Annotated in this window: 18 protein-coding genes; 4 read left to right on the top strand and 14 right to left on the bottom strand. The window is 66.8% G+C overall.

Annotated features, from left to right (window positions below; genetic code table 11):
* Window positions 1–310: 310 nt before the first annotated feature.
* From hemW to rph, 4 genes are read right to left on the bottom strand one after another with little or no spacing between them, the layout of a single operon-like run.
* Entirely contained in the window at window positions 311–1,468 is a 1,158-nt protein-coding gene (gene hemW / locus A7D17_RS18780) for a radical SAM family heme chaperone HemW (protein WP_064510487.1), read from the bottom strand.
* 15 nt (window positions 1,469–1,483) lie between these two features.
* Window positions 1,484–2,083, bottom strand: a complete 600-nt coding sequence (rdgB, locus tag A7D17_RS18785) for an RdgB/HAM1 family non-canonical purine NTP pyrophosphatase (RefSeq protein WP_064510488.1) — start codon at window positions 2,081–2,083, stop codon at window positions 1,484–1,486.
* Window positions 2,080–2,472, bottom strand: coding sequence for a VOC family protein (locus A7D17_RS18790; protein ID WP_064510489.1), 393 nt, complete (start codon window positions 2,470–2,472; stop codon window positions 2,080–2,082). Before A7D17_RS18790 ends, rdgB begins: the two co-directional genes overlap by 4 nt.
* Window positions 2,469–3,194: a ribonuclease PH gene (gene rph / locus A7D17_RS18795; protein WP_064510490.1), complete on the bottom strand. Its 726-nt coding sequence runs from the start codon at window positions 3,192–3,194 to the stop codon at window positions 2,469–2,471. The genes A7D17_RS18790 and rph overlap by 4 nt, the downstream gene beginning before the upstream one ends.
* A gap of 105 nt (window positions 3,195–3,299) precedes the next feature.
* Here rph and A7D17_RS18800 point away from each other — a divergent pair, with 105 nt between their 5' ends.
* From A7D17_RS18800 to rpoZ, 3 genes are all read left to right on the top strand, one after another.
* Window positions 3,300–4,160, top strand: coding sequence for a YicC/YloC family endoribonuclease (locus A7D17_RS18800; protein ID WP_064510491.1), 861 nt, complete (start codon window positions 3,300–3,302; stop codon window positions 4,158–4,160).
* A 112-nt stretch (window positions 4,161–4,272) separates the two neighbouring features.
* The gene (gene gmk, locus A7D17_RS18805; RefSeq protein ID WP_064510492.1) at window positions 4,273–4,884 is read left to right on the top strand and encodes a guanylate kinase; all 612 of its coding nucleotides are present in this window, start codon (window positions 4,273–4,275) and stop codon (window positions 4,882–4,884) included.
* Window positions 4,885–5,429: 545 nt separating this feature from the next.
* The gene (gene rpoZ, locus A7D17_RS18810; RefSeq protein ID WP_002812428.1) at window positions 5,430–5,729 is read left to right on the top strand and encodes a DNA-directed RNA polymerase subunit omega; all 300 of its coding nucleotides are present in this window, start codon (window positions 5,430–5,432) and stop codon (window positions 5,727–5,729) included.
* A 509-nt stretch (window positions 5,730–6,238) separates the two neighbouring features.
* On the opposite strand, the gene A7D17_RS18815 is transcribed toward rpoZ, so the two are convergent.
* The 9 genes from A7D17_RS18815 to A7D17_RS18855 all read right to left on the bottom strand — a co-directional run bounded on the left by A7D17_RS18815 (window position 6,239) and on the right by A7D17_RS18855 (window position 16,188).
* Window positions 6,239–7,897 carry an FGGY-family carbohydrate kinase gene (locus A7D17_RS18815; protein ID WP_064510493.1) on the bottom strand — a complete coding sequence of 553 codons (1,659 nt, stop codon included), beginning with the start codon at window positions 7,895–7,897 and terminating at the stop codon, window positions 6,239–6,241.
* Window positions 7,898–7,900: 3 nt separating this feature from the next.
* Window positions 7,901–8,674 carry an SDR family NAD(P)-dependent oxidoreductase gene (locus A7D17_RS18820; protein WP_064510494.1) on the bottom strand — a complete coding sequence of 258 codons (774 nt, stop codon included), beginning with the start codon at window positions 8,672–8,674 and terminating at the stop codon, window positions 7,901–7,903.
* Between the two features lie 58 nt (window positions 8,675–8,732).
* Window positions 8,733–9,755 carry an ABC transporter ATP-binding protein gene (locus A7D17_RS18825; RefSeq protein WP_064510495.1) on the bottom strand — a complete coding sequence of 341 codons (1,023 nt, stop codon included), beginning with the start codon at window positions 9,753–9,755 and terminating at the stop codon, window positions 8,733–8,735.
* 24 nt (window positions 9,756–9,779) lie between these two features.
* Window positions 9,780–10,610: a carbohydrate ABC transporter permease gene (locus A7D17_RS18830; protein WP_064510496.1), complete on the bottom strand. Its 831-nt coding sequence runs from the start codon at window positions 10,608–10,610 to the stop codon at window positions 9,780–9,782.
* A 1-nt stretch (window position 10,611) separates the two neighbouring features.
* Entirely contained in the window at window positions 10,612–11,481 is an 870-nt protein-coding gene (locus A7D17_RS18835) for a carbohydrate ABC transporter permease (protein WP_064510497.1), read from the bottom strand.
* A 109-nt stretch (window positions 11,482–11,590) separates the two neighbouring features.
* The gene (locus A7D17_RS18840) at window positions 11,591–12,886 is read right to left on the bottom strand and encodes a carbohydrate porin (protein WP_064510498.1); all 1,296 of its coding nucleotides are present in this window, start codon (window positions 12,884–12,886) and stop codon (window positions 11,591–11,593) included.
* Window positions 12,887–12,977: 91 nt separating this feature from the next.
* Window positions 12,978–14,324 carry an ABC transporter substrate-binding protein gene (locus A7D17_RS18845; RefSeq protein ID WP_239692253.1) on the bottom strand — a complete coding sequence of 449 codons (1,347 nt, stop codon included), beginning with the start codon at window positions 14,322–14,324 and terminating at the stop codon, window positions 12,978–12,980.
* A gap of 185 nt (window positions 14,325–14,509) precedes the next feature.
* The gene (locus tag A7D17_RS18850) at window positions 14,510–15,463 is read right to left on the bottom strand and encodes a sugar-binding transcriptional regulator (protein WP_064510499.1); all 954 of its coding nucleotides are present in this window, start codon (window positions 15,461–15,463) and stop codon (window positions 14,510–14,512) included.
* A 26-nt stretch (window positions 15,464–15,489) separates the two neighbouring features.
* Entirely contained in the window at window positions 15,490–16,188 is a 699-nt protein-coding gene (locus A7D17_RS18855) for an HAD family hydrolase (protein ID WP_064510500.1), read from the bottom strand.
* A gap of 190 nt (window positions 16,189–16,378) precedes the next feature.
* Here A7D17_RS18855 and A7D17_RS18860 point away from each other — a divergent pair, with 190 nt between their 5' ends.
* On the top strand, window positions 16,379–18,550 hold the full coding sequence (locus tag A7D17_RS18860; protein WP_064510501.1) for a RelA/SpoT family protein: 2,172 nt from the start codon (window positions 16,379–16,381) through the stop codon (window positions 18,548–18,550).
* A gap of 433 nt (window positions 18,551–18,983) precedes the next feature.
* On the opposite strand, the gene A7D17_RS18865 is transcribed toward A7D17_RS18860, so the two are convergent.
* Window positions 18,984–19,853, bottom strand: a complete 870-nt coding sequence (locus A7D17_RS18865; protein WP_064510502.1) for a LysR family transcriptional regulator — start codon at window positions 19,851–19,853, stop codon at window positions 18,984–18,986.
* Window positions 19,854–20,054: the final 201 nt, after the last annotated feature.

A 20,054-nucleotide genomic window follows, 5' to 3' on the forward strand; every position in this document is an offset into this window, starting at 1 on the left:
GGGCTCGGTTCGAAGCGTGAGCTATGTAGCATGTTTTTCCGTCGCCCAGCGAACCGGCGTGCATTGGCTGGCGTGCTGCATGTTGCTACAGACGGCGATGACTGCAGCCACGCAAGCTGTCCTGCCTGCGGCCGCCGGGCAGACCGATGCAGCGGTTGCACAGTCGCCAGGCAGGCGCGGCCGTTGCCGATCTGCAAACGCGTGGATGCAGCGTCATGCTGCCGCCAGCTGCATCTGGGGGATGATGATCTTGCAGCGCGTAGTCGCAAGTCCTGCGTGGCGCAGGCAGCTCAGCTGTGCGCGGTGGCAATCAGTCCAGGAACAGCTCGACCACGTCGTTGGTGAAACGGCGGCCCAGTTCGGTGGGCAGCATGCGTCCGTCGTGCTCGACCAGCCAACCCTGCGCCAGCGCACGCGCCAGCGGTGCGGCAATCGCCGAGGCCGGCAGCCCGGTGCAGGCTTCGAAGTCGCCCAGCCGGAAGCCTTCGTGCAGCCGCAGCAGGTTGAGCATGTATTCGAACGGCAGCCGTTCGCGCTGCACGATGTCGTCGCCGCCGATCGACGCCGCCGTGCCGGCACTGGCCAGATAGCTTTGCGGATGCTTGTGTTTCCAGCGGCGCAGCACCTGCTGCTGCGCACCGGAGCTGATCTTGCCGTGCGCCCCGGCGCCGATGCCCAGATAATCGCCAAAGCGCCAGTAATTGAGGTTGTGCGCGCATTGCCGCCCGGGCCTGGCGTAGGCGCTGACTTCGTACTGCGCATAGCCGGCCTCGGCCAGCAGGCGCTGGCAATGTTCCTGGATATCCCAGGCCGCATCGTCGTCGGGAATGCCCTTGGGGGGCCGCGCGAAGAACACCGTATTGGGTTCCAGCGTGAGCTGGTAATGCGACAGATGCGTGGGCTGCAGCGCGAAGGCGCGTTCCAGATCGTGCTCGGCCTGGGCCAGCGTCTGCTCTGGCAGGGCGTACATCAGATCGATGTTGAAATTGTCGTAGCCGGCATCCTGCGCCAGCTTGATCGCACGTTCGGCCTCGCCGCTGTCGTGGATGCGCCCCAACCGTTGCAGGGCCACATCGTCGAAGCTCTGCACGCCAAAGCTCAGCCGGTTCACGCCCGCTGCGCGGTAGTGCTCGAAACGGCCATGTTCGGCGGTGCCCGGGTTGGTTTCCAGGGTGATTTCCAGATTCGGCGCAAACCGCAGCCGCGCCGCGGCCGCCTGCAGGAACCGGTCGATCGCCGCGGGCGGAAACAGGCTGGGCGTGCCGCCGCCGAAGAACACCGAATGCACCACCCGGCCCCACACCAGCGGCAGATCCGCATCCAGGTCGCGGGTCAGCGCATCCACGTAGTCTTCGAACGGCAACGCACCCTTGGCCGCATGCGAATTGAAATCGCAATACGGGCATTTGCGCACGCACCAGGGCAGGTGCACATAGAGCGAGAGCGGGGGCGGAATCAGGTCAGGCATGGCGCGACGCGTTGGTCACAGCGCCAGCGCATGCAGCTTGTGCTGCAGCGTGGCCAGCGCCACCGCGCGGTGGCTCAGGCGGTTCTTCAGGGCGCTGTCCATTTCTGCTGCGGTCAGGCCGTACACCGGGTCCAGAAACACCGGGTTATAGCCGAACCCACCGTCGCCGCGCGGCGCAGTGGTGATCACGCCTTCCCAGCTGCCTTCGGCGATCAGCGGTTGCGGATCTTCCGGATGGCGCAGCAGCACGATCACCGCATAGAAACGCGCGCTGCGGCGTTCGGCCGGCACCTCGCGCATCGCCTCGAGCAATTTGGCGTTGTTGGCGTGTGCGTCGGTGGGGCTGCCGGCATAGCGCGCGCTGTACAGGCCGGGCGCACCGCCAAGCGCATCGACGATCAGGCCGGAGTCGTCGGCCAGCGCCGGCAAACCCGTCACTGCGCTGGCATGGCGCGCCTTGATCAGCGCGTTCTCGACGAAGGTCAGGCCGGTTTCCGGCACGTCGTCCACGCCCAGCTCGCCCTGCGCCACGATCTGCAGCGGCAGACCGGCCAGCATGGCACGCAGTTCTTCCAGCTTGCCGGCGTTGCCGCTGGCCAAGACCAGTTGCTTCATTGGCTGGGCTCCAGTAGATCCCACTTGGTGCCGTACAGGTCGCGGAACACCACGACCGTGCCGTACGGTTCTTCGCGCGGGGTTTCTAAAAACTCCACGCCAAACGCCTGCATCGCCGCGTGGTCGCGCCAGAAGTCGTCGGTGTAGAGGAAATGATCGACACGCCCGCCGGTCTGGTCGCCGATGCGCGCCCGCTGCGCGGCATCGCCTGGCTGCGCGAGCAGCAACGCCGCCTCCTGCGCGCTGCCCGGGCCGATCACCACCCAGCGCTTGCCGACGCCCAGTGCGCGGTCTTCCAGCACCTGGAAACCCAGCGCGCCGGTGTACCAGGCGATGGCCGCGTCGTAGTCGGCGACCAGCAGGGTGGTCAGGGCGATGCGGCGCTTCATCCGGCCAGCGCGGCGCGTTGCAGCGCGAACAGCTCGCCCATGCCTTTTTCGGCCAGCGTCAGCAGCGCATTGAGTTCTTCGCGACGGAAGGCATGGCCTTCGGCAGTGCCCTGCAGCTCGATGAAACCGCCGCCATCGTTCATCACCACGTTCATGTCGGTGTCGCAGTCGCTGTCTTCCGGGTAATCCAGGTCCAGCACCGGCTCGCCGCGGTAGATGCCTACCGACACCGCCGCCACCGCGCCGATCAGCGGGTGCTTCTTGATGTCGCCACGCTTGAGCAGCAGGTTCACCGCATCGGCCAGCGCCACGTAGGCGCCGGTGATGGCAGCGGTGCGGGTGCCGCCATCGGCCTGCAGCACGTCGCAGTCCAGGGTGATGGTGCGCTCGCCCAGCGCATTGCGATCCACGCAGGCGCGCAATGCGCGGCCGATCAGGCGCTGGATTTCCAGCGTGCGTCCGCCCTGCTTGCCGCGTGCGGCTTCGCGGTCGGAGCGGGTGTGGGTGGAGCGCGGCAACATGCCGTATTCGGCGGTGACCCAGCCTTCGCCCTTGCCGCGCAGGAAGTTCGGGACGCGGTTTTCCACGCTGGCGGTGCACAGCACGCGGGTGTCGCCGAAGCTCACCAACACCGAGCCTTCGGCATGGCGGGTGAAGGAGCGTTCGATGCGCACCGGGCGCAGCTGATCGGCCATGCGGCCGCTGGAACGGGAAAAGGTCATGCGTGAGTCCGGAAGTCGGGAGGTGGTCGGTCGGCGCGTGGCGGGGCGGTCAGCCAGCGCGGGCGGCTAGGGTACCATTCGCGCTTTGATGGAACGGGATTGACGATGATCCGAAGCATGACCGCGTTTGCCGGCGGCGAACGCATCACGCCCTGGGGCACGCTCGGTTGCGAGCTGCGCTCGGTCAACCACCGCTTTCTGGAAGTGGGCACGCGCCTGCCGGAGGAATTGCGTGCGCTGGAGCCCCTGCTGCGCGAGCGCGTGGCAGCCAGGAACAGCCGCGGCAAGCTGGACCTGACGCTGCGCCTGCGCGCGCCGGACAACGCGCAGACCCTGGCGGTGAACGAGGCGCTGCTGCAGGAACTGGGTGCGCTGGCCACCCGCCTGGATGCGAGCTTCCCCCGGCTGCAGGTGGGCTTCACCGAGCTGCTGCAGCTGCCGGGCGTGCTGCAGGTGCAGGACGTGGATGCGCCGGCCCTGCAGGCGCAGGCGCTGGCGTTGCTGGATGAGGTGGTGGACAGCTTCGTCGGCGCACGCGAGCGTGAGGGCGCCAAGCTGGCCGAGGCGATCAGCGAACGGGTGGACGCGATCGAGCGCATCGCCGCCGAGGTGCGCAGCCTGATCCCGGTGATCCGCGAAGGCCAGCGCGCCAAGCTGGCCGCACGCCTGGCCGACCTGCCGCACCCGGTGGATCCGGGCCGCGCCGAGCAGGAACTGGTGCTGTGGCTGCAGAAACTTGATGTGGACGAGGAGCTTGACCGGCTGTCCAGCCACATCGGCGAGATCCGCCGCGTGCTCAAGCAGCGCGAACCGGTGGGCCGCCGGCTGGATTTCCTGCTGCAGGAGTTCAACCGCGAGGCCAACACGCTGGGCTCCAAGTCGGTGGACAGCCGCACGTCCAATGCCGCGGTGGATCTGAAGGTGTTGATCGACCAGATCCGCGAGCAGGTGCAGAACATCGAATAGCCGGGAATAGGCAATCGGGAATGGGGAATCGTCAAAGCAGGTACGATTCACCCTTGGCCTGCTTGCTTTGCGCGGTGCCCCATTCCCTATTCTCGACTCCCTATTCCCTAAAATGCGCGGCACTCTCTATATCGTTGCGGCCCCCTCGGGCGCCGGCAAGAGCAGCATCGTCAACGCCACCCTGGCACGCGACCCGAAGATCGCCTTGTCGATCTCGTTCACCTCGCGCGCGCCGCGGCCGGGCGAGCGGCATGCCGAGCACTACCATTTCGTCTCTGCCGACGAGTTCCAGGGCATGATCGAAGCGGGTGATTTCTTCGAGTACGCGCTGGTGCACGGCGACTGGAAGGGCACCGCGCGGCAGTCGGTGGAGCCGCAACTGGCCGCCGGCCATGATGTGCTGCTGGAGATCGACTGGCAGGGTGCGCGCCAGGTGCGGCAGAAGGTGCCCGATGCGGTGAGCGTGTTCATCCTGCCGCCGTCGCGCCAGGCGCTGGACGAGCGCATGCGCAAACGCGGTCAGGACAGCGAGGACGTGATGGCGCAGCGCCTGGCGGCCGCGCGCGAAGAGATGCTGCATTTCGAAGAGTTCGACTACGTCATCATCAACGAGACCTTCGACACCGCGGTGTCGGAAATGTGCGCCATCTTCACCGCCAGCCGCTTGCGTCGGCAGGCGCAGCAGCAGCGGCATGCGCAGCTGATCCAGGCCTTGCTGGACTGAGGGCAGCTGACTCCCCGTCGCCAGCGGCCCGCGCAAGCGGCGTGGGTAGCGCCGCGGAGTCGCGTGCGTGTCGGCGGGAGTTTCACGCAGTTCCGCTCGCCGGCCGGCCGCTGCGATTGCTGGGCGCGCCAGTCTTCAATGGCTGCAGATGGGCTCCTGTTGCAGGGGCGCAGTGGTAGGAAATCCCGATGCGCAGCTGCCAGTTGGCTGCTGGCCACCATTGACTGTCATTGGCAACCACACCCCGCATCGAGTGACGGGCAACCCGTCACCAGCAGGTGTGTCGCGCTTGTCTCAAGGCGATTGGGTTGGATGCTTTCCCCGTCATCTGCCAGCCGCGTGTATCACGCCGGTGTCCAGACCGGGTAGGGCAGGCGCATCGTTCTGCGCACTGGAACAGCCGGTTGGGCCGGTTGCCATCGTTCAAGTCGCTGATTCCAAAGGAAACTGAACGGGCGCCGGTTGCCCGGCCCACAGTGCAGGCGTACACTCCGCCCCCTTTCCCTCATTCGATGCGCGGCCATTGCTGGTCGCCGGGAGCCCGCATGGCCCGCATTACCGTAGAAGATTGCCTGGAAGTCGTGAACAACCGTTTCGAGCTGGTCATGATGGCCTCCAAGCGCGCCCGTCAGCTTGCCAACGGCGTGCAGCCGCTGATCGAGAACGCCGATGCCAGCGACAAGCCCACCGTGATGGCGCTGCGCGAGATCGCTGCCCGCCGGATCGACAATGCGCTGATCGATGAAGTCGAGAAGGCCGAACGCGAGCGTGCCGAGCGCGAAGCGCTGGAATGGGCCGCCGCCGAAGTGGTGGCCGACGAAGACATGTCCAAGAACGACGACTGATCGCTGCTGCATGGCCGACGCGCAATGCGTCGTCGGCAGGCGATCTGCAACCGGCCCGCCCTGTGCGGGCCGGTTGCGTTATGGGTAGCAGGATGAGTGCCCGTCTGTGTGCGAATCGCCATGGCCCAGGTCGCAAGCCGCGACATGGGAACAGGCTCCTGGCCGCAGCCCGGCCGTAGCGGACGACTGCAAGCACTGGTCAGACAGTGCTCGACATCCTCAGGCAGTTCTAGACATCCGCCATCGCCATCGCCATCGCAGTGCAGCGCAGTACGAGCGCACCGCTGCCTGTAACTGGTGCAGCTGCCAGCTCGCAGCCCAGGCACGCCCGACGACTACACGTCCTTCGGCGGCCGCACATCCTCGCAAGAACGTGCTCGCCCTAAGCGGCATTAGCCGCCTTGCCATTTCGGCGCACAGCGAGCCAGCACCACCGTCATCGACGCAGATGGCAGGAAGTGGCCCGTCTGCAACGGACGACCGAGCACATACCCCTCAAACAGCAGTCGTCAGCCGGTGGGCGTCGCCTGCGCCATCGCACTCCGCAGCGAGCGCTCCAGCGCTTGCATGGCGGTGTAGCCGCGGCGTTTTGCAGCGTGGAAACGTGCGATGTCTGCCGGCGTCGGCGCGGTGCCAGCGCCCAGTGCGCTCATTGCCGCCATCGCTGCAGGCAGGTCGGCGTAGGCGCCGCTGGCCACCGCTGCCAGCATCGCGCTGCCCAGCAGCACCGGTTCGGCCGTGGCGGCCACGTCCATCCGGATGCCGCAGGCGTCGGCCATCAGTTGGCGTACCAGCCGGCTGTGGCTTGCCCCTCCGCTCATGATCACGCTGTCGATGCACACGCCTTGCGCGCGCAGCGCATCGAGGATGTCGGCCAGCCCGTAGCCCAGTCCACAGATCCCCGCGATATACAGCGCCTCCAGGCCATCGAGATCGTGGTCGATGCCGAGCCCGACGATGACCGCCCGGGCGCTGGGGTCGGCGGCGGGTGAGCGGTTGCCCAGGTAGTCCGGCAGCACGTGCAGCCCGTGCGCGCGCAAGGCGGCGTGCGAGGGCGTCCGCGCCTGCGCCAGGATGCGTTGCTCCAGCCACTGCAGGACATCCAGCCCGGCTGCCGTGGCCTGCGCGCTGGCGTCGGCGTACCCCGGATGCGAGCGCACCAGCGTGTCGATCGCCACGCCGGCCGCGGACTGCCCGCCTTCGTTGAGCCACAGCCCCGGTACCAGTGCCGCGCCATACGGTCCCCAGACGCCGGGCGTAAAGCACGCGGCCTGCGTACTCACCAGCACGCAGGCCGAGGTGCCCAGGATGTAGGCCGCGCGCGCGGTGAGCGGCACCGGCTGGCCGTCCGCGGCGGGGCTGGCGAGGGTGCCGACGGCGCCGGCATGCGCATCGATCAACGCCGCGCCCACCGCGATCCCGGCCTGCAGACCGAGTTCGCCGGCCGCCGTGGGCGTCAGCCCCTGGCCCAGTGCGGTGCCCGGCGCAACGATCCGGCTGCCGATCCGCGCAGCGTGATCGCCGAGCAACTCGGCCATGCCGATGCGTTCGAAGAAGGCCGGGCTCCAGCCGCCGGCATGCTGCACATAGGTCCATTTGCAGGTGACCGTGCACAGCGAGCGGTCGGTGCTGCCGGTGGCGCGCCAGCTCAGCCAGTCGGCCAGGTCGAACAGGTGCGCGGCACGCGCATAGCTGTCGGGCAGATGCTGCTTGAGCCAGAGCAGCTTTGGGATCTGCATTTCCGGCGAAATCTGCCCACCGACATAACGCAGTACCGGGTCGCCGGTGGCGTTGATGTGGTCGGCCTGGGTGACGGCGCGGTGGTCCATCCACACGATCACGTCGCGCTCGGGCTGGCCGCCAGGGCTGATGCACACCGGTCCGCCGTCGGCGGCCACCGCCACCAGCGAGCAGGTGGCGTCAAAGCCAATCCCGGCCACCCGCGCGGCATCCACGCCGGCGTGCGCCACCGCCGCGCGGATCGCCTGCACGCAGGCCTGCCAGATATCCGCGGACGATTGCTCGACCATCTCCCCGGGCAAATACCAGGTCTGGATGGGATGGCGCGCGCTGCCGAGCAGGTGGCCGCGCGCGTCGAACAGCCCGGCGCGCGCACTGCCGGTGCCCACGTCCACGCCGATGAACACGGCCTTGTTGGTCGAAGACATGGCTTACCAGCAGGTGTAGCCGCCGTCGGCCAGCACGATACTGCCGGTCATCAGGCTGGCGGCAGGGGAGGCCAGGAATAGCGCGACCGAGGCGATTTCTTCCACTTCGCCCAGCCGCCCCATCGGCGTGCCGCCGATCCAGGCGGCGTACATCGCCGGGTCTTCCTTGACGAAGGCGTTCAAGGGCGTGGCGATATAGGTCGGCGCCACCGCGTTGACGCGCACGCCGCGGCTGCCCCATTCGGCGGCCAGCGATTTGGTCAGGTGGTGCACCGCCGCCTTGGAAGCGTTGTAGTACGCCTGCGCCTGCGGCTTGTTGACGATGAAGCCGGACATCGAACCGACATTGACGATGGCGCCGTCGCCGCCGTCCAGCATGTGCTTGCCGAAGGCGCGGCAGCACCAGAAGGTGCCGTTGAGATTGACGTCGATGACATTGAGCCAGTGCTCGTCGGTGACGGTTTCGGCCGGGGTCTGGCTGCGCGCGATGCCGGCGTTGTTGACCAGGATGTCGACCTTGCCGAACCTGGCGTGCAGCTCGTCGGCCACCTGGGTCACGCGCGCCGAATCGGTGACGTCCATCTGCACGATCTCCGCATCCAGGCCCTTGCTGCGCAGGGTGGCCAGACCTTGCTCGGCCACGGCGATGTCGTGGTCGGCAATCACCACCTTGGCGCCTGCTTCGGCCAGCGCGTCGCAGATGGCCAGGCCGATCGCGCGGCCGCCGCCAGTGACGACCGCCACGCGGCCATCGAGTTTGAACTTGTCCAGATACATCGCATGTCTCCTGCTGGGTCTTGCACGTGGGGGAGGGAACGGGTGAACGCTGCAGCGCTCAGCGCATGGCCTGCTGGCCGGCGTCGAAGCGATGCAGGTGCTGCGGATCGGGTATCAAGGTGACGGTGTCGCCCACGGCAACGCGCAGGTCGCCGGTGCAGCGCGCATCCACGGTGCCCACGCCGGGGATCTCCACGTAGACGAAGGTGTCGCTGCCCAGGTGTTCGGCCTGGATCACGCTGCCCTGCCAGGCTTCGCCGCCGGCAGTGGCCGGGGCGCTGCCGCGGTGCACGGCGATATGTTCTGGGCGCACGCCGAGCGTGACCGCGCCATGGCGCGCGGCCACCTCGCCCTGCAGCAGGTTCATGCGCGGGGAGCCGATAAAGCCGGCCACGAACACATTGGCCGGGCGCTCGTAGAGTTCCAGCGGCGTGCCGACCTGCTCGATGCGCCCGGCCTGCAGCACCACGATCTCGTCGGCCATGGTCATCGCCTCGACCTGATCGTGGGTGACGTAGACCGCGGTGGTCCTGAGTTGTTTCTGCAGGCGGGTGACTTCCAGCCGCATCTGCACGCGCAAGGCGGCGTCCAGGTTGGACAGCGGTTCGTCGAACAGGAAGCCCTTGGGTTCGCGCACGATGGCGCGGCCGATCGCCACGCGCTGGCGCTGGCCGCCGGACAACTGCCCGGGCCTGCGGTCCAGATAGTCGGTGAGGTTGAGCACGGTGGCGGCCTGCGCCACGCGCCGCTCGATCTCGGCCTTGGGCACGCGCGCCATCTTCAGCCCGAAGGCGATGTTCTTGCGCACGCTCATGTGCGGATACAGCGCATACGACTGAAACACCATCGACAGCCCGCGCCGGGCCGGCGGCAGCGCGGTGACATCTTCGCCATCGATGAGGATGCGCCCGCCGCTGACGTCTTCCAGCCCGGCGATCAGCCGCAACAAGGTGGTCTTGCCGCAGCCGGACGGGCCGACGAAGACCACGAACTTGCCGTCGTCGATCTCCAGGTCGGCACCGTGGATGACCTGCGTGTCGCCGAAGGATTTGCTGACAGCTTGCAGCGTGATGTGTCCCATGAACCACCTGTTGCGTGAGTTGAGTTATTTCACGGCGCCGAAGGTCAGCCCGCGCACCAGTTGCTTCTGGCAGAACCAGCCCAGCACCAGGATCGGTGCGATCGCCATGGTCGATGCGGCCGACAACTTGGCCCAGAACAAGCCCTCCGGGCTCGAGTAGGAGGCGATGAAGGCGGTCAGCGGTGCGGCCTTGGACGAGGACAGATTCAGCGACCAGAACGCCTCGTTCCAGGCCAGGATCACGTTGAGCAGCAGCGAGGAGGCGATGCCGGGCACCGCCATCGGTGCCAGGATGTAGAGGATCTCCTTGCCGATGGTGGCGCCGTCCATGCGCGCCGCTTCCAGGATGTCCCTGGGGATGTCCTTGAAGTAGTTGAACAGCATCCACACCATGATCGGCAGGTTGCCCAGGCACAGCACGATCACCAGGCCGAGCTGGGTATCCAGCAGGCCCCAGTCGCGGTACAGCAGGTAGATCGGCACCAGCACGCCCACCGGCGGCAGCATCTTGGTCGACAACATCCACAGCAGGATGCTGCGGGTGCGCCGGGTCGGTGCGAATGCCATCGACCAGGCCGCGGGAATGGCGATGACCAGTGCGATCAACGTGGAGCCCAGCGCCACCACCACCGAATTCCACGCGTGCGCGAGGTAATCGCTGCGGGCCTGCACGGCGGCGTAGTTTTCCAGCGTCCAGTGGAAGAACAGGAAACTGGGCGGGGTCGAAAACGCATCGATCTCGCGCTTGAAGCTGGTCAGCAACATCCACAGGATCGGGAAGAACATCACCCCGCCCAGCGTCCAGGCGGCGAGGGTGGTGGCAAGCACTTGCATGGCGGGCGCGCGACGGGCCATCTCAGGTCTCCAGGTTCTTGCCGACGATGCGGACCAGGAAGATCGCCGCCAGGTTGGCCAGCACCACCGCGATCAGGCCGCCGGCGGAGGCGGCGCCGACGTCGTACTGCAGCAGCGCCTGCGAATAGATCAGGTAGGCCAGGTTGGTGGTCTGCATGCCCGGGCCGCCGCCGGTGGTGACGTAGATCTCCACGAAGACCGTCAACAGGAAAATCGTTTCGATCAGCACCACGATGGTCAGCGGGCGCGCAAGATGCGGCAACGTGAGATGGAAGAAACGGTCGAACACACCGGCGCCATCCATCAACGCCGCTTCCTGTTGTTCTTCGTCCAGCGATTGCAGCGCGGTCAGCAGGATCAGCACCGAGAACGGCAGCCACTGCCAGGCCACGATCAGGATGATCGACAGCATCGGGTATTGGGTGAACCAGTCGATCGGCGTCAGCCCCAGCGACTGCCAGAGCCACGCCAGCAAGCCGGACACCGGGTGCATCAGCAGGTTCTTCCAGATCAGCGCGCTGACCGTGGGCATCACGAAGAACGGGGCGATCAGCAACAGGCGCACGATGCGCCGGCCCACGAATGCCTGGTCGAGCAGCAAGGCGATCGGCACGCCGCATCCGGCGGTGATCGCCAGCACCGAGCCGACCAGCAGCAAGGTGTTGCCGAGCGAGGATAAAAAGGCGGGGTTGCTCAGGAAGTAGCGAAAGTTGCCAAGCCCGACGAAGGTCTTGTCCGGGTTGAGCAGGTCGTAATGCAGTGTGGAGAACCACACTGTCATCGCCAGCGGCACGATCATCCACGCCAGCAACAACAGGATCGACGGCGCGATCAGGAAGCGGGCGAGGCGTTGGGTTTGCTGCGTGGCCATCGAAAGGTCCGTTGCAGGGGCGGTGAGGCTCGCGCGTGACGGTGCGCGACCGACGTTGGAGCGACCTGGCTCGCCGCGCGGATGCAGGCGTCGGCCAGGCGCTGCGCGACTAGAAGTTCAGGCTGACCTGCAGGCCGAGCAGGGTGGCGTGATCGACATCGCGTCCGCCGGGATGCCGGATGTACTGCACGCTGGGCATGATCTCGATGCCGCGGCTGACGGCAATGTTGTAATTGAGTTCGATCGGATACTCGTAGCGCTGCACCTCGATCGCGCCCGCGCCGCTCGGCAGCTGGTTGTAGGCACGCTGGGCGTTGCGCAATCGGTCGCTGAGTGCATTGCGGCCGAATGCCAGGCCGATGCGGTCGTTCGGCCGTGCGGGCAACACGCCCTTCCAGAACGCGCCGAGCGCCACGACCTGGCCCACCGTGCTGACCTCGTCGTCGGCATCGATGACGCTGGCGAAGATGCGCAGGCCGCCACCTTCCCCATTGCTGGTGAGTTGCTGTTCGGCGTTCGCGTAGAACGCGCGATCGGTGTCCTGCAACGTGGCCGGGCTCGCACTCAGGCTGGTGGGCAGGCCGATCTGGTTGTAGACCCGCGGTTGATCGTTGCTGTTGCGCACTGCACCGATGCGGTAGTCGCCATCCAGGCCATTGCCGTAGTCGGGTTTGAATTCCACCTCGGCCACCATCAGCGTGCCGTGGTCGTCGCCGGAGGTGCGCAGTTTCAGGCCCTGGTCGGTGGAGCGATTCTGCGGGTTGGCATCGTAGCCGCCGACGCGAAAAAACCAGCGTTTGTCCGGGCTGAAGGTGACCACGCCGCCCCAGGCACTGAGCGGGTCGCCATACCAGTTGTTGCTGATGGTGTTGGACGAGCCGCCGCTGCAGAAGGTCAGGTGCTGGAAGTTGCAGTTCAAGGCAAAGAAGTCCGCGCTGGGGTAGATGCGGCCGGCCTTCAGCGACAGGCGGTCGTCGAGCAGGCGCTGGGTCAGCGAGAACTGGGTCAGGCGCGTGACCGGGCCGCGGCCAAAGATCTGCTGTGCCTGCAACAGGGTGGGAATGCCGGCCTTGGTGTTGATCAGGTCGCCGTTGCGGTTGGTGATCTCCAGCTTGAAGTCGGCGCCGGTCCAGCCCCAGAGCCTGTCCAGGTCGAAGTAGCCGCCAAGAAAGAATTGATCGGCGTAGGCGGTGGTCTCGCGTTCTCCGCCGGAGAGGTTGTGCGCGGTCTGGCTGAAATGGGCCAGTTTGAATTCCACGCCCTGTTCGGCGAGTGCGCTGCGCGCCCCGCCCCAGTCGCCGCCGATATGCTTGCCCGGGTCGAATGCATCGGCGGCCTGCGCGGGGGCGCAGAGCAGGCTGGCGGCCAGGGTCGGCAGCGCAGCAAGGGTGTGCCTGATCTTCATCGATTGCCTCGCATGATGAGGCCCGGCGCGTCTGCGCCGAGCGTGCAGCGGTCTCCAGGCCGTGCGGCGGTGCCGCACGGAAAGGTAGGCGTTACTTCTTCGGGTAGCCGGCGCGCAGCATTTCGCGCTCGGTGCTGGCCTGGGCGTTTTTCAGCGCGTCGTCCACGCTGACCGAGCCGGTGAGCGCCGCAGAGAACTGCTGGCCGACGGTGGTGCCGATCGACTGGAATTCCGGGATGGCCACGTACTGCACGCCGACATAGGGCACCGGTTTGACGGCGGGATGATGGGTGTCGGCGCCCTGGATGGCGGCCAGGGTCGGCTTGGCGAACGGCGCGGCCTTCAGATACGCGGGGTTGGCATACAGCGATTGACGCGTGCCCGGCGGTACGTTGACCCAGCCGTCCTTGGCGGCGACCAGGTCGATGTAGTGCTTGCCGGTGGCCCAGGCGATGAAGGTCTGCGCCTTGTCTGCCTTCTTGGAACTGGCCGGGATTGCCAGATTCCAGGCCCATAGCCAGCCGGTGGTCTTGCCCTTGCCGGCATCGGGCGCAGGTGCGAAGCCGACCTTGTCGGCCACCTTGGATTCGCTCGGGTTGCTGATGAACGACGCCGCCACCGTGGCATCCACCCACATGGCGCACTTGCCGGCGTTGAACAGCGCCAGATTCTCGTTGAAGCCGTTGGAGGCCGCGCCGGGCGGGCCGGCCTGCTTCATGACATCCACGTAGGTCTGAAGTGCGGCTTTCCATTCCGGCTGATCGAACTGCGGCTTCCACTGCTCATCGAACCAGCGCGCACCGAAGGCGTTGCCCATTGCACTGATCAAGGCCATGTTCTCGCCCCAGCCGGCCTTGCCGCGCAGGCAGATGCCGTACACGCCGTTCTGCTTGTCGGTGAGCTTGCGCGCGGCATCGGCCACGAAACTCCACGACGGCTGCGCCGGCATCTGCAGGCCGGCCTTCTGCAGCAGGTCGGTGCGATACATCAGCATCGAGCCTTCGGCGTAGAACGGCGCTGCGTACAGCTTGCCCTTGTCGCTGACCGCATCGCGGATCTGCGGCATCAGGTCATCCACGTCGTAGTCGGCGTCGAAGGTCAGCGGCTTGAGCCAACCGCGCTCGGCCCAGATCGGCACCTCGTAGGTGCCGATGGTCAGGACATCGAATTGCCCGCCCTTGGTCGCGATGTCGGTGGTCACGCGCTGGCGCAGCACGTTTTCTTCCAGCGTCACCCACTCCAGCTTGATGTCCGGATGCTTGGCGGTGAAGTCGGCGGTGAGCTTCTGCATGCGGATCATGTCGCCGTTGTTGACGGTGGCGATCACCAGCGTGTCCTGGCTGGCCGCCGCATTGCGGTCCTGTTGTCCGCCACCGCCACAGCCGGCCAGTGCGGTGCTCAGTCCCACGCAGATCAGCAACTTGATCGAAGTGTTCATACCGGTGCCTCGGGTCGAGGTTGGTTGAGCAAATGCCCGTGTGATGCGCATATGCCCACGCTGCCGGCACGCTGTAAAGCACTTTCGATCGTGCAACGCAGCATCGCCGCGCACGCCAGGGCGCCCGCAGCCGGATGACAAATTTCACGAATGAACCGTCTTGCGCTGTGGCGCGCGGGCGTGACTCAGCCCGCGAGCAAGGCCTTGGCGGTGTGCTCGTCGGTGATCAGGCCATTGAGGATGCGGCCCTTCAAGGCGGCCTTGATCGGCCCCACCTTGACCGTGCCTGCGGCCACGCCGATGGTCAGGCTGCGCGACGGCACGCTGTGCGGCATGCTGGTCAGGCGCAGGTTGCTGCCGCCGTCGATGATCTCGCCGTCGGCATTGATGGCCCAGCCGATGACCTCGCCCACGGCGCCCAGGCGGATCAGTTCCAGCAGCTCGGTCCGGCTGATGAAGCCGTCCACATGCAGCGGGGCGGTCTGGTCCAGTTGCCCGACACCGACCAGGCGCAGATCGGCCTTGTCGGCGATGGCACGCACCCTGCGCACCACTTCGATGCCCAGCAGGCTCTTGCGCTCGGTCTGCGAGGACAGGAACACCGGCAGCGGCATCGGGTAGTGCTGGGCGCCGGTCAGGTCGGCCAGCCGCGCCACGGCATCGAATGGGCTCGCCGAGCCGTCCGGTGAAATATTGCCGACCAGCGACACCAGCTGATGATTGCGCGTCTGCATCGCCGGAATCCGCTCCACCGCCGCGCGCATCGAGCGGCCGGTGCCGATGCCGATGATGCTCGGGGTGTCGCTGCGCAGCGTGGATTCCAGCAGCGCCGCCGCACGCTCGGCCACGCCGGTGACCAGGCCCGGATCGGCCGGATCGGTGGGCGCCACTTCGCAATAGCCGATGCCGAAGCGATCCTGCAGCTGCGCGGCCAGATCCATGCAGGCGGCGATCGGGTGTTCCAGGCGAAAGGTGATCAGGCGCTGGCTCAGGCACAACGACACCAGCCGCTGCGCGGTGGCACGCGAGACCTTGAGCTTGCGGGCGATTTCGTCCTGGGTGTTGCCTGCGATGTAGTACAGCCAGCCGGCACGGGCAGCGGCGTCGAGTCGCGTGGTGTCGCTGTCGGAGTTGACCATCTTTCACATGTGGACGCGTGGACGTCTCAGCCTAACGCAGTGCCCGGGCGTACGCAGCCGGCGGCATCCAGCGCAGCGGACACGGCCGCCATGCTGTCGAACACGCGCACCGCACCGGCCGTGGCCAGCGATGCAGCAGCGTCGGCCGTGGCGCCGTGATGGCTACCACCAGTGAACCCCCAGCCCTGCATGCCGGCCGCGCGTGCCGCCTGCAGGCCGCTGGGGCTGTCTTCGATCACCAGGCAGTTGCCGGGCGCAACCTGCATGCCCTCGGCGGCGAACAGGAACAGGTCCGGCGCCGGCTTGCCGTGCGCTACGCGCTCGGCGGTGTACAGGTGCGGGCCAAAGTAACGCGCCAGCCCGGTGACCTGCAGGCATAGCCGGACCCGTTCCAGATGACTGGACGAGGCCACGCACAGCGGCCGGTCCAGCGCCTCCAGCAGTGCGGCCACGCCGGGGACCGGCTGCAGTTCGCTGCGCAGGCGCGCCAGCAGTTCGGTGTTGAGATCGGGCTCGAAGGTGTCGGGCAGGGCGATGCCCAATGTCTGTGCATGCGCACGGACGCTGGCCAGGCGACGCCCGAGAAAGCGCTGCTTGACCGCAGCGGCGTCCATGTCCACGCCATGCCGGCGCAGCGTCTGTGCCAGGACCGCGCAGGCCAGCGGCTCGCTGTCGACCAGCACGCCGTCGCAGTCGAAGATGATCAGGCCGGGTGGGGCGTGCATGGATCGGCGTCTCGCGGGGCAATGGATCTGGAGTGTAGCAACCGGGCAAATGTCGCTTGGTCTGGGCAATGGCGCAGGGCGTGCGGACCAGGCCTCCGCAAGGCCGCACGACCAGCGCTGCGGCCGTCGACGCCCTTGCGCGTTCACGTGCCGCATTGCCGCAAACCGGCCACTGGCATAGTCTTCCGCCATGAACCCAGGCCCCACTGCCCAGGCGAGCGTGGCGACGTCCCCGTCCTCCGACCCGGCGATTCCCGACTACGTCCTGCACTTCGAGCGCGCTGCCAGCTACCTGCCCAAGGAGCAGCTGCCGATCCTGCGCCGTGCCTGGGAAGTGGGCGCCACCGCGCATGCCGGCCAGACCCGCAAGTCCGGCGAGCCCTACATCACCCACCCGGTGGCCGTGGCCGGGGTGCTGGCCGAGCTGGGCCTGGACATGGAGTCGCTGATCGCCGCGATCCTGCACGACACCATCGAAGACACCCCGCTGACGCGCGAGGAGCTGGCCTCCGAATTTGGCGAAGCGGTGGCCGAGCTGGTCGATGGCGTCACCAAGCTGGACAAGCTCAAGTTCCGCGACCGCCAGGAAGCGGCGGCCGAAAGCTTCCGCAAGATGTTGCTGGCGATGTCGCGCGATTTGCGCGTGATCATGATCAAGCTGGCCGACCGCCTGCACAACATGCGCACGCTGGGCGCGCAGAGCACCGAGGCGCGCGGCCGCATCGCGCGCGAAACGCTGGAGATCTACGCGCCCATCGCCCAGCGCCTGGGCATGAGCCTGATCAAGTCCGAGCTGCAGAACCTGGGCTTCCGCGCGTTGTATCCCTGGCGCCACGCCATCATCGAAAAACATATCCGCAGCCAGCCGGTGGTGCGGCGCGAATCGATGGCGCAGGTGGAGGTGCAGCTGTCGCAGCGGCTGGCCAAGGAAGGGCTGGAGCATCGTCTGGTCAGCCGTATCAAGACACCGTGGAGCATCTATTCGAAGATGCATGAAGAGAACAAGTCCTTCGACCAGGTGATGGACGTGTTCGGCTTCCGCCTGGTGGTGCGCACGGTGGCCGATTGCTACCACGCACTGGGCGCGGTGCACGCCACCTTCAAGCCGCTGGACGGGCGCTTCCGCGATTTCATCGCCATTCCCAAGGCCAACGGCTACCAGTCGCTGCACACGGTGTTGTTCGGGCCGTATGGCTCGCCGATCGAAGTGCAGATCCGTACCGAAGAGATGGACCTGATCGCCGAGCGCGGCGTGGCGGCGCACTGGACCTACAAGGTGGGTTCGGCTGCGCCCAACAGCGCGCAGAGCCGTGCGCACGACTGGATCGTGGAGCTGATCGATTCGCAGCGCGCGGCGGGCTCGTCGCTGGAGTTCCTGGACAACGTCAAGGTCGACCTGTTCCCGGACGAGGTCTATCTGTTCACGCCCAAGGGCAAGATCCTGGCGCTGCCGCGCAACTCCACCGCGCTGGACTTCGCCTATGCGGTGCACACCGACGTGGGCAACCGCGCGGTGGCCTCGCGCGTGGACAAGAAGCTGGTGCCGCTACGCACCAAGCTGGTCAGCGGGCAGGCGGTGGAAATCATCACCGCGCGTTCGGCCACGCCCAAGCCGCAGTGGCTGGAATTTGTGGTCAGCAGCAAGGCGCGCACTGCGATCCGCCACCAGCTCAAGCAACTCGAACACGAAGATGCCGTGCAATTGGGGCATCGCATGCTCGACCGCGCGCTGGAGGCGATGGACAGCTCGCTGGAGCGCCTGCCCAAGGGCCGGCTGGACGCCTTCCTCAACGAGCACCGTTACCCGCGCCTGGAGGCGCTGTTGGCCGATGTGGCGCTGGGCAACTGGATGCCGACCCAGGCCGCGCAGGCGCTGATGGCCTACGCCGAACTGCGCGGTGGCGGGCATTCCAAGCATTCGCACGAAAAGATCCTGATCGACGGCAGCGAGCGCGGCGTGATCAGCTTTGCCAACTGCTGCCAGCCGATTCCCGGCGACGAGATCATGGGCTACCACACCGCCGGCAAGGGCATCGTGGTGCACCGGCTCGATTGCCCGAACCTGGCCGAGCTGCGCAAGTCGCCCGAGCGCTGGGTGCCGATCGACTGGGATTCCAACGTCAGTGGCGATTACGACACCGCGCTGATCGTGGAGGTGGAAAACCGCACCGGCGTGCTTGCGCAGCTGGCCGCGGCGATTGCGCAGAGCCAGTCCAACATCGAACGCGTGGATTATCTGGACCGCGACTTCAATGCCGCAGTGCTGCGCTTCAATATCCAGGTGCGCGACCGCCGCCACCTGGCCGAAGTGATGCGCCGGCTGCGTCGCCTGCATGTGGTGCAGAGCGTGGGGCGCCAGTAGGCCGGAGCGTGATCTTGCCAAGCGTTGCAGCAGGCCGGAAGGATCGGCGTGTGCGACGGCGCGCACCATGAAACGCAGTGCATTGATCGCTTCGGCGCAGCGCGTTGCAGTGGAAACAAAGCGGTCAGCCTTACGCGCTGTGTCCATCGCGAGTGGCGCTGCAGGCGATGCGTGAGCGCCGCTTGCTCATACCGGCAGGAACTGGGAGCGCCTTGCGGGTGCTCGCAATCCATCTGAAGTCAGCACTCAACGTGTCCTGCACCGCGCTCACGTCGGGGCGCAGTCTCGGCTGGACCGCAGCCATGCACGGCACCCGCTTTCAGGACGCTCCGGCGCGCGCGAGTCGGACAAGGTCGACGCGGAAACCCTGAGCGCGCATCACTGCGTGATGGTGGCAATGCACAGTCCTGCGCGACCAACGCGCTCGCAGTACTCAGGTGATCAGCCGGCGCAGCGCCGGATTGTCGTTGTCCTGCTTCCACACCAGATGCAATTCCACCGGCGTGGCCGGCGCCTCATCGCGCAGTGGCAGGTACACGATGCCGGCGTAGCGCAGGCCACTCGCGCCTTCGGGCACCAGCGCCATGCCCATGCCGCCGCGCACCAGTGCCAGCACCGAGTGGATCTGGCTGACGTATTGCACCGAGCGCGGCGCGATGCCACGGCTGCCGAACAGCTGCGCCAGCAGATCGTAGAAGTAGCGCGCTTCATCGGGCGCGTAGTTGACCAGCGGCTGGCCGTCGAAATCCTGCAGGCGCAGGCTGTCGTGGCGTGCCAGCGGCGCGTCTTCGGGAAGCGCGGCGATCAGCGGCTCACGCGCCACGCAGCGGCTGTGCAGGCTGGGACGCTGGATCGGCGGGCGCAGCAGGCCGATATCCAGACGCCCTGCGTCCAGCGCATCCAGCTGCGCCAGGCTGACCATTTCCTTCAGCTGCAAATCCACATCCGGTGCCTCGCTGCGCCAGCGCGCGATGGCCTCAGGCAGGAAGCGATAGCTGGCACCGGCAGTGAAGCCCACCGAGACGCTGCCGGCATCGCCGGTGCCGATCCGGCGTGCACGCAGGCCGGCGTTCTCGGCCATGCGCAGGATCGCGCGCGCTTCGGCCAGCAGGCTGCGCCCGGCCTGGGTCAGCCGCACGTGCCGGCTGTTGCGCTCCAGCAAAGCGGTGCCAACGCTGTGCTCCAGCAGCTGAATCTGCCGGCTGAGTGGTGGCTGGGTCATGTTGAGGCGCTCGGCTGCGCGTCGAAAGTGCAGCTCGTCGGCAACGGCAACGAAGCAGCGCAGCTGGGGCAGATCGAACATGACAGCAGCCCCTCGATGGGCGATTTGGATGAATTCGATGCTGCAAGTGCAACATCGTTGCGCGCGATTCGCGGATGAATACGCGGCACACCGGCAAGCCGCCGACAACGAGCACGAGCATCCATAATTACGTAGACCGCAGAAAACCGTTGCAAAGCAGCCATTTGCGCCGGTTTCGCGTCATCCATGATGCGATTGATT

Source organism: Xanthomonas floridensis, from assembly GCF_001642575.1.
In the GTDB taxonomy this organism is placed as follows: Bacteria; Pseudomonadota; Gammaproteobacteria; order Xanthomonadales; family Xanthomonadaceae; genus Xanthomonas; species Xanthomonas floridensis.

What these genes read in the sequence shown, in the direction of transcription:
- A7D17_RS18845 (WP_239692253.1), bottom strand. Translation starts at nt 14,324, where the DNA reads ATGAACACTTCGATCAAGTTGCTGATCTGCGTGGGACTGAGCACCGCA.
- A7D17_RS18800 (WP_064510491.1), top strand. Translation starts at nt 3,300, where the DNA reads ATGATCCGAAGCATGACCGCGTTTGCCGGCGGCGAACGCATCACGCCC.
- gmk (WP_064510492.1), top strand. Translation starts at nt 4,273, where the DNA reads ATGCGCGGCACTCTCTATATCGTTGCGGCCCCCTCGGGCGCCGGCAAG.
- A7D17_RS18825 (WP_064510495.1), bottom strand. Translation starts at nt 9,755, where the DNA reads ATGGGACACATCACGCTGCAAGCTGTCAGCAAATCCTTCGGCGACACG.
- A7D17_RS18830 (WP_064510496.1), bottom strand. Translation starts at nt 10,610, where the DNA reads ATGGCCCGTCGCGCGCCCGCCATGCAAGTGCTTGCCACCACCCTCGCC.
- A7D17_RS18815 (WP_064510493.1), bottom strand. Translation starts at nt 7,897, where the DNA reads ATGTCTTCGACCAACAAGGCCGTGTTCATCGGCGTGGACGTGGGCACC.
- A7D17_RS18865 (WP_064510502.1), bottom strand. Translation starts at nt 19,853, where the DNA reads ATGTTCGATCTGCCCCAGCTGCGCTGCTTCGTTGCCGTTGCCGACGAG.
- rph (WP_064510490.1), bottom strand. Translation starts at nt 3,194, where the DNA reads ATGACCTTTTCCCGTTCCAGCGGCCGCATGGCCGATCAGCTGCGCCCG.
- A7D17_RS18835 (WP_064510497.1), bottom strand. Translation starts at nt 11,481, where the DNA reads ATGGCCACGCAGCAAACCCAACGCCTCGCCCGCTTCCTGATCGCGCCG.
- A7D17_RS18850 (WP_064510499.1), bottom strand. Translation starts at nt 15,463, where the DNA reads ATGGTCAACTCCGACAGCGACACCACGCGACTCGACGCCGCTGCCCGT.
- rdgB (WP_064510488.1), bottom strand. Translation starts at nt 2,083, where the DNA reads ATGAAGCAACTGGTCTTGGCCAGCGGCAACGCCGGCAAGCTGGAAGAA.
- A7D17_RS18855 (WP_064510500.1), bottom strand. Translation starts at nt 16,188, where the DNA reads ATGCACGCCCCACCCGGCCTGATCATCTTCGACTGCGACGGCGTGCTG.
- hemW (WP_064510487.1), bottom strand. Translation starts at nt 1,468, where the DNA reads ATGCCTGACCTGATTCCGCCCCCGCTCTCGCTCTATGTGCACCTGCCC.
- A7D17_RS18820 (WP_064510494.1), bottom strand. Translation starts at nt 8,674, where the DNA reads ATGTATCTGGACAAGTTCAAACTCGATGGCCGCGTGGCGGTCGTCACT.
- A7D17_RS18790 (WP_064510489.1), bottom strand. Translation starts at nt 2,472, where the DNA reads ATGAAGCGCCGCATCGCCCTGACCACCCTGCTGGTCGCCGACTACGAC.
- A7D17_RS18840 (WP_064510498.1), bottom strand. Translation starts at nt 12,886, where the DNA reads ATGAAGATCAGGCACACCCTTGCTGCGCTGCCGACCCTGGCCGCCAGC.
- A7D17_RS18860 (WP_064510501.1), top strand. Translation starts at nt 16,379, where the DNA reads ATGAACCCAGGCCCCACTGCCCAGGCGAGCGTGGCGACGTCCCCGTCC.
- rpoZ (WP_002812428.1), top strand. Translation starts at nt 5,430, where the DNA reads ATGGCCCGCATTACCGTAGAAGATTGCCTGGAAGTCGTGAACAACCGT.